This window comes from Paraburkholderia sp. BL25I1N1, from assembly GCF_003002025.1.
GTDB lineage: Bacteria > Pseudomonadota > Gammaproteobacteria > Burkholderiales > Burkholderiaceae > Paraburkholderia.
This window is the reverse complement of the sequence record NZ_PVZB01000027.1, coordinates 1-14,507: the sequence shown is the minus strand read 5'-3', so window position 1 is coordinate 14,507 and position 14,507 is coordinate 1. Positions and strand designations below refer to the sequence as shown.

Below are 14,507 nucleotides of genomic sequence, written 5' to 3'. Positions count from 1 at the left end.
ACGACTCGACCTCAAGAAATCTTCGTCCTGCTCACGAGTGAGGTGCGCCAGCCGATTTTGCCGTGTCCAGAAGGAAAACAGATTGAGCAAGAAGCGTTCGCTGCGGCATGAGGTATGGAACCGGTGTCGGTATGCCGAGCCTCGCCGCGCATTCTGCCGCCAGGGAGATTCTGATGAGTTCGGGACAAGATTCGACTTCGATCAAAGGTACTGACGAAGGCGTGCCACCGGTAGTTTACATTGTCGACGACGACGAAGCGATAAGGCTCGCGCTAGGCGCGCTGCTGCGTTCCGTTGGGCTGCGCGTTGAAACGTTCGCTTCTTCTCGCGAATTTCTGGCGTTTCCGAAGTATGACGCACCGAGTTGCCTGGTTCTCGATGTCAGGCTGCGAGGCGAGAGCGGTCTTGCATTTCAGGAGGAGGTTGCAAAGAGCGCGCTTCGCATGCCGATCGTTTTCATGACCGGGCACGGTGACATTGCCATGTCGGTCAAGGCCATGAAAGCCGGCGCTCTCGATTTTTTTGCCAAACCTTTTCGCGACCAGGACATGCTGGATGCAGTCACTCATGCGTTGACCCGTGACCGTGAGCGCCTCCTGGCCGAACAATCAATTGCTACCCTCCGCATTTCCCACGATTCATTGACGCCGCGAGAAAAGCAGGTCATGGAATTCGTCGTGGCCGGCCTGCTGAATAAGCAGATTGCTGCGGAAATGAATCTCAGCGAAATTACGGTAAAGGTTCATCGTGGACAAGCGATGAAAAAAATGGCCGCCCGCTCGGTAGCGGATCTCGTCAGAAAGGCAGAAGTGCTCGGGGTTAAGCCGCATTCGGCAGGATCGGTTTGACAGCGTGGGGCGCGGCAGTTGCAATGTTTCGTGTGTCATCTGCATGATATATGCGTGCTGGCGTGGGCTGTTCCGCATTCCGCCGTTCAGGTAAGCCATTGAGATCACTGCTGGAATAGCACGTTTCTACGACATAGTCGCGCGCGTCCCACTGTGCGCTGACAAGGCGCTCAAAAGACCCGTGATTCCGTACCGAAAGACCGATAACGCAGCACGCCGCGAGTGCAACCAGCGCGACAGAAAACCGTATGAGGTATTTCATTTCCAGTGCCCGAGCCCCCGATGCCAGATAGGTGCCGTCGCGGTCATCGCGTTCGCAGTTCGGTTCAGCGGCGCCCGATTCCGTCCGTGCGCCATGAAGCCAACTTAACCTGGAAAAACGCGAGACGCCATTCTACGAACGCGTGCAGTTTCCTCGTCAATGGTCTGGCTGATCTATACATACGTATTGGATGCGGTGAGGTCGCTGACACTTATTCAAGTCTGATTGAGTAGGATTAGAAAGCAAACAATCGTCACAGTTTCGTGCCGCCATTTACCCGTTTGAACAAAACACCATGTAAGTCAGCCGGGATTGTTTCCACGACCGAGCGGTAGCAACGCAGTTGCTCCTCTTCCTGGTCACGCGGCTATAGATTTGTAGACACATGAGGCATGGACCGTTGCAGGACAAAGGAAATGACCATCGCAAATCTCCAGATCCTCGAGCGCATCTGTAGCACGGCGGGCTCAGACCTCTACCGTGGCCGCCGCACGAATGACGGGATGCCGGTGCTGCTTAAACTGCTTCGTTCGGAAACGGCGGACGCAGCCCAATTCGCTCGCCTCAGGCGAGAATATCATCTGCTTCAGTCGTTAGATGCAGCAGGAATTGCGAAGCCGCTCGCTCTGGTCGACGATGGTGGATCGCTGGTGCTGATACTGGAGGACTTCCAGGGTGATTCGCTTGAATCCGTTCTGGCTCGAATGCGTCTCGACTTCGCGGCCTGCCTTCTGATCGCCCGTCAGTTAGCCGGCGTGCTGGCAGGCATCGACGCGGCTCAATTCGTTCATCGTAACGTCCACCCCGCCAATATCCTGGTCTCGCCGGACACCGGGCAGATTCTGCTGGTGGACTTGAGCAACGCGGCGGCTCATGAAGCGTTTAGCGTCTCGCCGGAGGATGGCGTCGTTTCCGCGGCGGATTGGGCTTACGTCTCCCCCGAGCAAACCGGCCGTCTGAACCGCCCGATTGACTACCGAAGCGACTTTTATTCGCTCGGCGTAATGCTCTATCGCATGCTTACCGGCCAGTTGCCGTTTCAGGCACAGGACGCTCTGGAATGGTCGCATTGCCATATTGCCCGTGTCCCGCCTGCACCGTGCGACATCGCTCCTGCGGTTCCGCGGACAGTATCGGACATTGTCATGAAACTGCTGGCCAAGCTGCCGGAGGACCGGTATCAGAGCATGCATGGTCTGCGATTCGACCTGGACCACTGCCTGGCGCAATGGCAGGCAGAGGCTTGCGTCGAGGCGTTTGCGCTCGGCTCGGAGGACCTGTCGGAACGCTTCCAGATTCCGCACAAGCTATATGGGCGCGACGAGGAAGAAACCATGCTTCTCACCACGTTCGAGGACGTGGCTGCGACCGGCCGGTCGGCGCTGGCGACTGTTTCCGGATATTCGGGCATCGGCAAATCGTCGCTGGTCGACGCATTGCGCAAGCCGATCGTCGGGAGACGCGGCTACTTCGTTTCCGGCAAGTTCGATCAGTACCAACGCGACGTCCCCTACGCCACCATCGTGCAGGCGTTCCGCGAACTGGTGCAGCAACTTCTTGCCGAAAGCGAGACGCGGATCGCCGACTGGCGAGAGCAGGTGAAGGCGGCCGTCGGTGCGAACGGGCAGCTTATCGTCGACGTGCTGCCTCTCGTCAAGGTCCTCATCGGCAATCAGGCGCCAGTACCGAACTTGCCGCCCACCGAGGCGAAGATCCGGTTTCGGACGGTACTGCGGCAATTCATTTGCGTGTTTGCGAAAGCGCAGCATCCGCTCGTCCTGTTCCTGGACGACCTGCAGTGGATCGACGCCGCCAGTCTGGCGTTCATCGAACACTTGATGACTCAGCCTGAGGTGCGCAACCTGCTGCTGATCGGAGCGTACCGCGACAATGAAGTCAGCACGGGACATCCGCTGATCCGCACGCTCGAAGCGATCCGGCATGCTGACGCAACTGTGACGGAGATCCGGCTCGCGCCATTGCAGATCGTGCATCTGAACCAATTGATGGCCGATACACTTCGTGCCGAGCCGGTGGTGTGCGAGCCGCTGACGCGCCTCCTCCATGAACGCACCAAGGGAAACCCTCTCTTTTTTAGCCAATTCCTGAACGCGCTCAACAAGGAAGGCTTACTCGTGCACGATGCGAAGCACAACAGATGGCACGGAGACCTTGACCAGATCAAGGCGAAGGATCTCGCAGATAACGTGGTCGACCTGATGGTGGAAAAGCTGAGGCAATTGCCGGTCTCGACCCAGGAAGCCCTGCAAGTGGCCGCCTGTCTCGGCAACAGGTTCGATTTGCATCATCTCGCGCTCGTTAGTCAGGAATCGGAGAGCCAGGCTGGAGAGCGCCTTGCGGCTGCGACGCGTGAACATCTGATATCGTGCAGCCGCTTTGACGGCAAGTTCCTGCACGACCGGATCCAGCAGGCGGCTTACTCGTTGATCGCTGAAGCATCCCGCGCAGAAGTTCATTTGCGCATTGGCCGGTTGTTGCTGGCGAGCATGACAACGGACCAGCTTGCTGAGCATCTGTTTGAAGTCGCGAGCCAGTTCAATCGTGGTTCCGCGTTGCTGGTCGACGAGGAGAAAGCGCAGGTGGCCACGGTTAACCTGCGAGCAGGGCGAAAGGCCAAAGCGTCGGCGGCCTACACGTCGGCATGCACTTACTTGTCGGCGGGCATGGCCTTGCTCGAAGAGAAGAACTGGGGCGACCGGTATGAGCTCATGTTCGGCCTATGGCTCGAGCGGGCGGAGTGCGAATTTCTGAGTGGTCACTTCGACATGGCCGAGCAGCTGATCGGGCAGCTGTTGCAGCATGGAAGGTCGAAAGTCAACCTGGCGGCGGCCTTCATCCTCAAGATTCAGTTGCACGTCGTAAAGTCGGAGAATCCACTGGCGATCGACTGCGGACTAAGATGCCTGCGCCTGTTCGGCATCGACATCCCAGCGCATCCCAGCTGGGAACAGGTTCAGGACGAGTACGAGACCCTCTGGCGCAATCTGGAGGGACGCACGATTGAGAGTCTGATCGAACTGCCGCTGATGTCCGATCCGGAACGACAGGCTTCAGTTCGCGTACTTTCGGCAATCTTCGATGCGGCCTACTTCACCGACCTCAATCTATTTTGCCTGCACATGTTCCGCATGGTGAACATCAGTATGAACCATGGGATAAGCGACGCGTCGGCGCAGGCCTATGGCTGGGTCGGACAGATCCTCGGATCGATCTTTCACCGCTACAGGGATGGATATTGCTTCAGCAGGCTCGCATGCGATCTGGTCGAGAAGCATGGGTATCTGACCTTCAAGGCAAACGTCTGGTACGCGATGGGAAATGTCGCCTTCTGGACCCAGCCGATCGGAAAGGGGATCGATTTTCATCGGGCGGCATTTCGCACCGCGACTGAGATGGGAAACCTCTCGACAGCTTGCTACAGCATGATCCAGGCTAGCACGGACCTTCTCCTACGGAACGATCCGCTCGACGTCGTATGGCGCGAGTCGGAAATCGCCCTGGATTTCGTCCGGAAGGCCGGGTTCGGCGACGTCGTCGACATCATCGTAAGCCAGCAACGCTTCATCGCGACCATGCAGGGCCGCACCGCGAGCTTGTCCACCTTCAACGACGCGCAGTTCAGCGAAGCTGCGTTCGAGGCGCAACTGACGGAAGACCGCATGCCTATGATGATCTGCTGGTACTGGATCCTCAAGCTGAAGGCCCGGTTCCTATCCGGAGACTACGCTGAGGCGCTGGTGGCAAGCAGCAAGGCAAGGGCGTTGCTTTGGGCGCAGGCTGGCCGTATCGAGACGATCGACTATTTCCTCTACGCGGCGCTGACGGTCACCGCGCTTTATGAAAACGCGTCTGCCGAAAAGCAGCGCGCGTGGCGCGACCTTCTCACAGAGCATGAGGCCCAACTCCGCGAATGGGCCGATACCAATCCACCCACGTTCCGCGACAAGCATGCGCTGGTCTCGGGCGAAATTGCCCGCATTGAAGGGCGCGCCCCCGAGGCTATGCGCCTCTACGAAGTGGCCATTCAATCGGCGCGCGAGAACGGATTTGTCCAGAACGAAGGTATGGCGCATGAACTTGCCGGGCGGTTCTGTCTTGCCCGCGGTTTGACCGTTGCGGGCTGCGCCTATCTGGAACAGGCGCGCCGTTGCTATGTCCGCTGGAGTGCCGCTGGCAAGGTTCGGCAACTCGACGAACAGGCTCCGCCGCAACTGCGCGTGCAGGCAACCTCTGCGTCCACCATTTCGCCGGGCAACGTTGCGCAACTGGATCTGCTGGCGGTCACCAAAGCCTCGCAGGCCATCTCTGGCCAGATTGTGCTGGAGGACCTGGGCAGCACGCTGATGCGCCTCATGCTCGAAAATGCCGGCGCCCAGCGAGGCTACCTGCTGCTCGTGCGAGACGAAAGGCTGGTCATCGCGGTTGAGGCAAGCGTCGAGCAGCAGGCGATTCGCGTGCAATGGCGGATGGATCAGGCCGAATCCGAGTCGGTGTTGCCGGTATCGATCGTCAACTACGTCCGGCGCTGCCAGGAACCGGTGCTGCTGACCGATGCGATGCAATCGAATCCGTTTTCGACGGACGACTATTTCGCCCGCCGGCAACCGAAATCAGTGTTTTGCCTGCCGATCATGCGCCAATCCGTCATGATCGGGCTGCTCTACGTGGAGAACAACCTCGCCACGCATGCCTTTACGCCCGAACGTCTGGCGGTCCTGGAACTGCTTGCCGCCCAGGCTGCGATCTCGTTGGAGAACGCAATGCTTTACGCCGCACTGCGAGAGCGGGAGTCACGCATCCGCCGCCTTTTTGATGCCAATATCATTGGAATCTTCTTTGGAGACCTTTCCGGCAATGCCACCGAGGCCAACGACGCATTTCTGCAGATCGTCGGCTACACCCGGCAAGATCTGCTTTCCGGCAACATCAGTTGGGTGGACATGACGCCGCCGCAATATCGCGAAGCAGACTTACGGCACGTCGAAACGCTGAGGCGGACCGGCAGTTGCCAACCCTACGAGAAAGAATATATCCGCAAGGATGGCCGGCGCGTCCCGGTACTGGTGGGCTCAGCGTTGATGGAAGGTTCGCGGCAAAACGGCCTCGCCTTTGTGCTCGACTTGACCGAGCGCAAGCGCGCGGAGACGGCAGCGGCGGAAAACGAGCGCCGGTACCGCGAGATGCAGATGGAATTGGCGCACGCGAATCGCGTCGCCACCATGGGTCAGCTCACCGCGTCGATTGCCCACGAGATCAGACAGCCGATCGCGGCGGCAGTCACCAATGCGGAGGCCGCCCTGCTTTGGTTGCGTGCCCGGCCACCCGATCCGGAGGAGGTCCGGCAGGCGCTCGATCGCATTGTCAGGGACGCGAGGCGAGCCAGCGACGTGATCGGCCGCATCCGCGCCCTCATCAAGAAGGCTCCGTCGCGCAAGGACCGGTTGGAGATCAACGACACGGTTCGCGAGGTCATTGAGCTGACTCGCGGCGAAGCCGCGAAAAACTGCGTCTCCGTGCTGACCCATTTCGCGGAGGGCTTGCCGCTCATTTCGGGAGACCGGATCCAGTTGCAGCAGGTGATCCTCAACCTGATCATCAACGCTATCGAAGCGATGAGCGGCACCGGTGAGAGAGCGCGGGAATTGGTGATTAGCACCGAGCCGGCGACCTCCGCCGGCGTGGTTGTGGCAGTTCGGGATTCGGGCCCGGGACTCGCACTTGCGAACCTCGACCAACTCTTCGAGGCCTTTTACACGACCAAACCAGGGGGCATGGGGATGGGACTGTCGATCTGCCGATCGATCGTGGAAGCACTTGGCGGACGATTATGGGCATCCGCGAACCTGCCTCATGGGGCCATCTTTCAATTCGCCGTTCCAGGCGGCCACACCGAGAATGCGCCTCTGCGCGCGGCCGGTGAGCAGTCGCCGCCGTAATCGGATATGCGGCCAGGCGGCCGTCCCGCCGGAACTTTCCGTGATTGCTAAAGGTGGAGACTATCGCAAGCCGCGCCGGGTCAACGACACCATTCCGTCAGGATTTCCTGGGTTCAACGAGTATAGGGTGAGCACCGCTTCTACGCGATCCCATGCCGCATCGGCGAACTTCGACCGTTCGAAGCCGCAGTTGGACCGTTATTCCTGGTGGGGTACGTATACAAGTGTATGAGAAGCCAATGCCAATTCGCTAGTAAAGCTAGCCGTTCGTAGCATGGCTTTATGTACCAGGATTTTCTAACCTAGTCTCACGGACCCGCCCGCGCATCCCCGAAAAGTCCTCAATGGTCTGCGGCAGGCTCAACGGCATGCGCGTGAGATAACCAGGACTGAAACCCAGCAAGAGCGAAGAGGGATTTTGCGCAAATACGGGCTTGGGATGCTGGTCGCAGATGATTAGTAACGTTCATGTGGAGTGTTGAGATTCATGGTGCCGTCACTTACCCCGAAATCGTTTGAAACGATTGTCTATGAAAGGACAGGTGCTGTCGCATACATCACGCTGAATCGCCCCAAGGTTCTCAATGCATTGAACCAGAGAGCCATCAGCGAATTGAAAACGGCGTTCGAAGCCGCTCGGGATGATTCTCAGGTCAGCGGCGTCATCGTCACGGGCGCGGGTGATCGCGCATTTATTGCGGGAGCGGATATTGGCGAACTTGCGAGCGCGACACCCGTCGAGGCCGAGCAGCACACTCGTGACGGGCAGGCTTTGCTTAATCTGGTCGAAAGCCTCGGCAAGCCTGTCATTGCAGCGGTCAACGGTCTCGCGCTTGGCGGCGGATGCGAGACTGCATTGGCGTGCACGATTCGGCTCGCAGCATCAACCGCGAAATTCGGGCAACCCGAAATCAAACTCGGCCTCATTCCGGGCTTTGGCGGAACACAGCGCCTTGCACGCCTTGTCGGCAAAGGAATCGCGCTGCAGCTTATTCTCACCGGCGAGATGATCTCCGCCGAAGAAGCACTCCGCATTGGCCTAGTTAATGAAATCGTCGAGCCGTCGAAGCTTCTCGCGCGTGCAGAGGAGCTTCTCGCGCAGATCGCCGTGAATGCACCCCTCGCGGTGCGTTACGCCATTGCTGCCGTCAACCGCGGACTCGACGGTTCGCTGTCCGAGGGGCTCGCCCTCGAAGGAGCCCTGTTTGCGCTGTGCGCATCCACTGAGGACAAGACGGAAGGCACGAAAGCATTCCTCGAGAAACGGCCACCAAAGTTCACCGGCCGATGAATAGCGACTGTCGATACGACCGTCGTCGCTGCCCGAAATACGGCGCATAACGAACGCGACGACGTTAGTCCCACCTCATGGAGATGATTAGATGACTACCGGCAATCACGTCTTCTCGGGTCTGAAGGTACTCGATCTGGCAAGCTATATTGCAGGCCCAGCCGCGACGACGATCCTTGCCGATTTCGGCGCCGATGTCATCAAGGTGGAACCACCCGGTATGGGTGACGCCTATCGATTCTTCTCGGCCATGCCACCGAATCCGACCAGCGATGTCAACTATGCGTGGCAACTGACGAACCGCAACAAGCGCAGCATTGCCATCGATCTGAAGTCTCCCCATGCGAAAGAAGTGGTGCAGCGCCTCGCACGCTGGGCCGATGTTGTCGTCGTCAATTTTCCGCCTCGCGTGAAGGCTTCTTTGGGCGTCACTTATGAAGATCTCTCGCCACTGAACGAGAAGATGATCTATGCGGATATCACAGGGTACGGTTCCGAGGGGCCGGAGGCCGATACACCGGGGTTCGACGTGACCGCCTATTGGGCACGCTCGGGCCTGATGGAAGTGACGCACGATGCCGGAAGCCCGCCGACGCTTCCGATACCCGGCATCGGCGATCACGCGACTGCGACAACGCTCTATGCGGCGATCGTCACAGCGCTTTATGTGCGCGCGACGACGGGCAAGGGCAGCCATGTCTCGACTTCGCTGATCGCAAACGGTATCTGGGCCGCGGCAGCGTGGGTCGAAGGCGGCCTCAATGGCGGCCATTTCTTCGCGCAACATAACCGTAAGTCTCCACCCAATGCGCTGCTCAATCCGTACCAGACGTCGGACAATCGCTGGATTCTGCTTGTTGCCGCGCAGCGCAAGGACTGGCCCGGCTTCGTGACGACGATCGGCAGGCCCGAGCTACTCGAAGATCCGCGTTTCGCCGACGACAAGCGCACGGCCAATGCTGCCCAGCTTGTTGAGATTCTTGATCCGCTGTTTGCGAGCCAGCCGCTTTCCCACTGGAAGGAAGTGCTGACGGCGGGCCGCGTGATTTTCGGCGTCGTGCAGATCGCGCAAGAAATCATCAACGATCCTCAACTGTCGGCCAACGGCATCGTCGTGCCGCTGGAAGTTCCCGGCAGAGCAGGCGCCCGTACCGTCAGCAGCCCCATTCAGATCCACGGCGCACCGAAGGTCAAGCCCTCGGTCGCGCCCCGGCTCGGCGAGCATGGTGCGGTCATCCTGAAGGAACTGGGATTCGACGATGCCGATATTGCGAGGCTGAATGATGGCGGCGCAGTCGCCCGGTTCGAAGACAAATCATGAGGTAGCGCATCCAGGCGCCGGACCAGGCAAACGGCCGCCCCGGCTTCGCATACGTCGCGCAGCAGCACACACGGAGATGCACATGACTGAAGACGAAGTACGCTCGACCGCCTACACCATGCCGTTGACGAGTCCCGCCTATCCTAAGGGGCCGTTCCGGTTCGTCAACCGCGAATTCGTAATCATCACGTATCGCACCGATCCGGAGGCGCTTGCCCGCGTGGTGCCGGCGCCGCTGAAGCCGACCGAGCCGATTGTCAAATACGAGTTCATCAACATGCCCGACTCGAGCGGACTCGGCTCGTATACCGAATCCGGCCAGGTCATTCCCGTGACGTTCAACGGCGTGGCGGGCGGGTTCACGCATGCGATGTATCTCGACAGCGAAGCGGGCATTGCCTCCGGCCGCGAATTGCTGGGTTTTCCGAAGGTGTTGGCGCAACCGAAGCTCGAGGTGCGCAAGGACGCCCTGGTCGGCACGCTCGACTATAACGGCGTACGCGTCGCCACCGCGACAATGGCCTACAAATACGCCGAGCTCGATCTCGCCGGCGTCAGGAAGTCGCTCGAAGCGCCAGGCTTTTTGCTGAAAATCCTGCCGAATGTGAACGGCACCGCACGGGTCTGCGAGATCGTCAAATACCACGTCGACGATCTGACAGTGAAGGGCGCCTGGTCGGGGCCCGCGTCCCTGGAGCTGCACCCACACTGCTTTGCGCCCGTCGCGAAGCTTCCTGTTCTCGAGGTGCTGTCAGCCGTCCATATCCTGACGGATCTGTCTCTCGGGAACGCCGAGGTTGTCTACAACTACCTTGCGTAACGTTATCTGACTCACTGTGCGAGATCGCCATGCCCGAGACGAAGACCTCCCCACCGTCGCTGCCCGTACCCGACAGCGACTTCTATCAGATCCACGACATTCTGAGCGAGAAGGAGCAGGCCATCCTCAAGAAGGTGCGCCATTTCATGGAAACGAGCGTCGCCCCGGTCATCAACCAGTACTGGGCCGAGGACCGGTTTCCGTTCGATCTGATTCCCGGTATCCGCGAGCTGAACATCGCCGGTATCGGCTTCGAGGGCTACGACTGCCCCGGAGGCAGCACCTTGCTCGACGGCTTCATTGCAATGGAGATCGCGCGGGTCGATGCATCGATCGCGACGTTCTATGGCGTGCATAGCGGCCTCGCGATGGGCTCGATCTATCTGGGCGGATCGGAAGAGCAGAAACAGAAGTGGCTGCCACCGATGGCGCGGATGGAGAAGATCGGCTGCTTTGGGTTGACCGAGCCGCTCGTCGGTTCCGGTGCCGGCGGGGGCCTGCTGACGACGGCCAAACGCGAAGGCGATACATGGACCCTCAACGGCCAGAAGCGCTGGATCGGCAACGCGCCGTGGTGCGACGTCTCGATCATCTGGGCGCGCGACGTCGCGGACAATCAGGTGAAGGGTTTTATTGTCGAGAATAAGACCACGCCGGGATTTTCCGTCGAGAAGATCGAGCGCAAGGTCGCACTGCGTGTGGTGCAGAACGGCGTCATCACAATGGATAACTGCCGCGTGCCCGAAGAAAACCGCCTGCAGGGCGATCTGTCGTTCCGCGACACCGCGCGCGTGCTCCGCTTGACCCGGCAGTACGTTGCGTGGGAAGCCGTCGGATGCAGCATGGGTGCGTACGAACATGCGCTGAAGTATGCGCAGACGCGCGAGCAGTTCGGCAGACCGATTGCGTCTTTCCAGATGATCCAGGATCACCTCGCGAAGATGCTGGGAAACATCACCGCGTCGCAGTGCCTGGTCGTGCGGCTGGCGCAGTTGCAGGACCAGGGCAAGCTTAAGGACCAGCATGCATCGCTTGCCAAGGCCTTCTGCACGGTGCGCATGCGCGAAACGGTGGCGTCGGCTCGCGAGATTCTGGGCGGCAACGGTATTGTGCTTGACTACAACGTTGCCCGCTTCTTTGCCGATTCCGAAGCGCTGTACTCCTACGAAGGCTCGCGCGAGATGAATTCGCTGATCGTCGGCAAGGCGGTCACCGGCTTCAGTGCCTTTGTTTAAAATTAACGGAGCTCATTTTTCATGGCCAAGCCAATCAAACGCATCGCGATCATTGGGACGGGTGTTATCGGCGCGAGCTGGGCTGCGCTGTTCCTTGCGAAAGGCCTGGAGGTGGTCGCCACCGACATCGCCCCCGACGCAAAGAAAAAGCTCGACGATTTCGTCGCGGCCGCCTGGCCTGCACTGGAGCATCTGGGTCTCGCGCCGGGAGCTGCGCCGTCGAAGCTCGAATTCACTGACAACCTGGATGCGGCCATAGCCGGCGTCGATCTGGTTCAGGAAAACGGCCCTGAGCGAATCGACTTCAAGAAGGATCTCTACCGTCGTCTCGACGAGGCGTTGGCGCCGGACGTGATCATTGCATCGAGTTCGTCCGGCTTGACGGTGAGCGAGATTCAATCGGCTTGCCCGAACCACCCTGAGCGGTGCGTGATCGGCCATCCATTCAATCCACCCCATCTCATTCCGCTTGTCGAAATTGTCGGCGGCGCAAAGACGTCGGAAGAGACGATAGAGCGCGTCAGCGCGTTCTATCGCGGTCTGGGCAAGCGGACGATACGCCTGCACAAGGAGGTGCCGGGCCACGTTGCGAATCGTCTGCAGGCAGCGCTTTTTCGCGAGGTGGTCCACCTGATCGCGGAGGGCGTTGTCAGCGTGGCCGACGCCGATGCCGCCGTTTCGTGGGGTCCGGGCTTGCGCTGGGGGATCATGGGGCCGAGTCTTCTGTATCACCTCGGCGGCGGTCAGGGTGGCATCGAACATTTCTTTGAACAGTTCACCGGCCCGTTGACGGCATGGTGGCATGTGCTAGGTACGCCGGAACTGACGCCTGACGTTCGCGCGACCATTATCAAGGGGGTACATGATGAGATCCAGTCACGCTCCTTACAGCAGGATCTTGCGACGTATCGCGACGAGGTTCTGATGGGCCTGCTGCGTCTGCGAGGAAAGGAATGACGCTTTCTGCCACAGGTGCGGCGTGTCCAGGGACGCTTGACTATTGGCCACTGATCCAGAAGACGAGCGTGATTGTCTGGCATTGGGTTGGCTCTGGTTTCCTTCAGAATATGTACCCGGGGTAACGATGTGGATATTCCGTGTCGATGAGCCTCGTCTCGGGGGCATCCGCATTCGTGAATGGCACCGCCGTGCGCGTCACACGGTCGGCCTGCTCTTTCTGCTGCTGGGCGGCGCCGCCACCGGACTGGTCTTGCTCGATCAGACCAATGCCTCTTTTCCCACCAAAGTGTTCGCGGCCCTTTGGGATGGGGTCAACCTCGTCTCGACACTCGGTGACTTTACCGAGTTCAATCAGCCTCAAAAGATCTTCATGCTGCTGGCCATGTTCGCGACGCTGCTGATCGGCGGATTCGCGGTGTCGAGGCTCACCGGCATGCTATCGGGCGACGATGTAATGGCTTATCGGGAGAACAGGGTCATGGAAGGCAAGCTCGCACATCTCGCCAATCATGTCGTGGTGGTTGGATTTCATTCGCTCGGGGAATTGGTGGCAAACAGCTTGCGCCAAGCGGGACAGACGGTGCTCATCCTCGTGGGCGATCAGGATCAGGCCAATCGGGCTGCGGATCGCGGCCATATGGTCGTGCTCGGTTCGCCGGGCGCGTTCGACGACGTGCTCAAGGGCGCGCGACTGGACAGCGCCAAAGCGTTGGTCGTGACGACGCCCGACAGCAATAACAATCTGGCGATCACCCTGTTGGCGCATACGCTGAACGCCTCGCTTACGATTGTCGTCCCTGGCGAAAATCCCTTGAGAAAGGGGCTGTTGGAGAGCGCGGGGGCATCCGGCGTGGTTATCGTCGATGAGATCGTGGCGAATGCGCTGGTCGGCAAGCTCACAGCGCGGGTGGAAGAGGCGCCATGAAACCAGCGGATTCCGCGTTCCCGTCTGCATCGCATGCCCTTCCTGCAGCGACTTCTGCACGCCAATCTCGCGCAACTGCCGCACGACATCATTGCCGGGATCACGCTGGCGGCCTTGGGCACACCCGAAGTGATGGGGCACACGAAGATCTCCGACATGCTCACCGTCCATCAGGCATACCGCAATGCCCAACTCTCCACAATTCTTTGCGATTGGGTAGAAGCGATCGCGAAAGGCTCAGGTTGGTGATACAAATCCTGATGACGCGAGCGACCTTGGAGCGATCACATGCCGGTCTTCACAACAAAACGTGTGCCGCGTTCCGTCGTCGTTGCCGTGGCGGCGGTTCCCCTGGTGGGCGGGTGTGCCAAGGCGCCGTCTATCGGGGTGCTCGGTGCGTACTTCCCTGACTGGCTGTTCTGTATCGCCGCGGGCGTTGTGCTCACGGTCGCCCTCTATCTGATTCTCAAGCGTTTGCAGGCCGACCGTCTGCCGGGACCTTCAGCAGTGGTATATCCCGCGTTAGTCACTTTTTTTTCGCTCGCTGCGTGGTTGTTGCTGTTCCAACATTGAATCTCCTTAGGTGGATGCGGTGGCGACTACTGACAGCAGGACATCGAAGAGAAAATGGCCGGCCGTCATCCTGGTTGTGGCGACGCTGTTGTTGTTACTGTTTGTCATCAGGCTGCTCGACCGCGCGCCGCGCACCGACGACGCCTACGTCTACGCAGATACGATCGACGTCGTGCCTGAGGTCAACGGGCGCATCGTCGAACTGGCCGTACGGGACAATCAGGCGGTGAAGCAGGGCGATCTGTTGTTCCGTATCGACCCGCGTCCGTATCAGGATGCGCTCGCGCGGGGCAACGCGTCGCTCGTCGCGCTCGA

11 protein-coding genes are annotated in these 14,507 nt (G+C 59.7%); all 11 read left to right on the top strand.

What is annotated here, in order from left to right:
- Nucleotides 1-173 precede the first annotated feature (173 nt).
- Entirely contained in the window at nt 174-848 is a 675-nt protein-coding gene (locus B0G73_RS31515; protein WP_106285143.1) for a response regulator transcription factor, read from the top strand.
- Nucleotides 849-1,526: 678 nt separating this feature from the next.
- On the top strand, nt 1,527-7,067 hold the full coding sequence (locus tag B0G73_RS31510; protein WP_181196681.1) for an ATP-binding sensor histidine kinase: 5,541 nt from the start codon (nt 1,527-1,529) through the stop codon (nt 7,065-7,067).
- A gap of 487 nt (nt 7,068-7,554) precedes the next feature.
- Nucleotides 7,555-8,358: an enoyl-CoA hydratase-related protein gene (locus B0G73_RS31505; RefSeq protein ID WP_106285057.1), complete on the top strand. Its 804-nt coding sequence runs from the start codon at nt 7,555-7,557 to the stop codon at nt 8,356-8,358.
- Between the two features lie 91 nt (nt 8,359-8,449).
- Nucleotides 8,450-9,679, top strand: coding sequence for a CaiB/BaiF CoA-transferase family protein (locus B0G73_RS31500; RefSeq protein ID WP_106285056.1), 1,230 nt, complete (start codon nt 8,450-8,452; stop codon nt 9,677-9,679).
- A gap of 82 nt (nt 9,680-9,761) precedes the next feature.
- Entirely contained in the window at nt 9,762-10,499 is a 738-nt protein-coding gene (locus B0G73_RS31495; RefSeq protein ID WP_106285055.1) for an acetoacetate decarboxylase, read from the top strand.
- A gap of 29 nt (nt 10,500-10,528) precedes the next feature.
- Nucleotides 10,529-11,734, top strand: a complete 1,206-nt coding sequence (locus B0G73_RS31490; RefSeq protein ID WP_106285054.1) for an acyl-CoA dehydrogenase family protein — start codon at nt 10,529-10,531, stop codon at nt 11,732-11,734.
- A 21-nt stretch (nt 11,735-11,755) separates the two neighbouring features.
- Nucleotides 11,756-12,691: a 3-hydroxyacyl-CoA dehydrogenase NAD-binding domain-containing protein gene (locus B0G73_RS31485; RefSeq protein ID WP_106285053.1), complete on the top strand. Its 936-nt coding sequence runs from the start codon at nt 11,756-11,758 to the stop codon at nt 12,689-12,691.
- A 127-nt stretch (nt 12,692-12,818) separates the two neighbouring features.
- Entirely contained in the window at nt 12,819-13,619 is an 801-nt protein-coding gene (locus B0G73_RS31480) for an NAD(P)-binding protein (RefSeq protein ID WP_106285052.1), read from the top strand.
- Nucleotides 13,620-13,652: 33 nt separating this feature from the next.
- Nucleotides 13,653-13,868, top strand: coding sequence for a hypothetical protein (locus tag B0G73_RS31475; protein WP_106285051.1), 216 nt, complete (start codon nt 13,653-13,655; stop codon nt 13,866-13,868).
- Nucleotides 13,869-13,907: 39 nt separating this feature from the next.
- Complete coding sequence (locus B0G73_RS31470) at nt 13,908-14,192, top strand: YtcA family lipoprotein (protein ID WP_106285050.1); 285 nt, start codon at nt 13,908-13,910, stop codon at nt 14,190-14,192.
- Between the two features lie 19 nt (nt 14,193-14,211).
- Nucleotides 14,212-14,507, top strand: a 296-nt coding sequence (locus B0G73_RS31465; RefSeq protein WP_146144256.1) for a biotin/lipoyl-binding protein, incomplete at its 3' end; no start/stop codon positions are given.

Coding starts and splice junctions, on each gene's coding strand:
- B0G73_RS31480 (WP_106285052.1), top strand. CDS start 12,819: ATGTGGATATTCCGTGTCGATGAGCCTCGTCTCGGGGGCATCCGCATT.
- B0G73_RS31485 (WP_106285053.1), top strand. CDS start 11,756: ATGGCCAAGCCAATCAAACGCATCGCGATCATTGGGACGGGTGTTATC.
- B0G73_RS31495 (WP_106285055.1), top strand. CDS start 9,762: ATGACTGAAGACGAAGTACGCTCGACCGCCTACACCATGCCGTTGACG.
- B0G73_RS31505 (WP_106285057.1), top strand. CDS start 7,555: ATGGTGCCGTCACTTACCCCGAAATCGTTTGAAACGATTGTCTATGAA.
- B0G73_RS31475 (WP_106285051.1), top strand. CDS start 13,653: ATGCCCTTCCTGCAGCGACTTCTGCACGCCAATCTCGCGCAACTGCCG.
- B0G73_RS31510 (WP_181196681.1), top strand. CDS start 1,527: ATGACCATCGCAAATCTCCAGATCCTCGAGCGCATCTGTAGCACGGCG.
- B0G73_RS31470 (WP_106285050.1), top strand. CDS start 13,908: ATGCCGGTCTTCACAACAAAACGTGTGCCGCGTTCCGTCGTCGTTGCC.
- B0G73_RS31515 (WP_106285143.1), top strand. CDS start 174: ATGAGTTCGGGACAAGATTCGACTTCGATCAAAGGTACTGACGAAGGC.
- B0G73_RS31490 (WP_106285054.1), top strand. CDS start 10,529: ATGCCCGAGACGAAGACCTCCCCACCGTCGCTGCCCGTACCCGACAGC.
- B0G73_RS31500 (WP_106285056.1), top strand. CDS start 8,450: ATGACTACCGGCAATCACGTCTTCTCGGGTCTGAAGGTACTCGATCTG.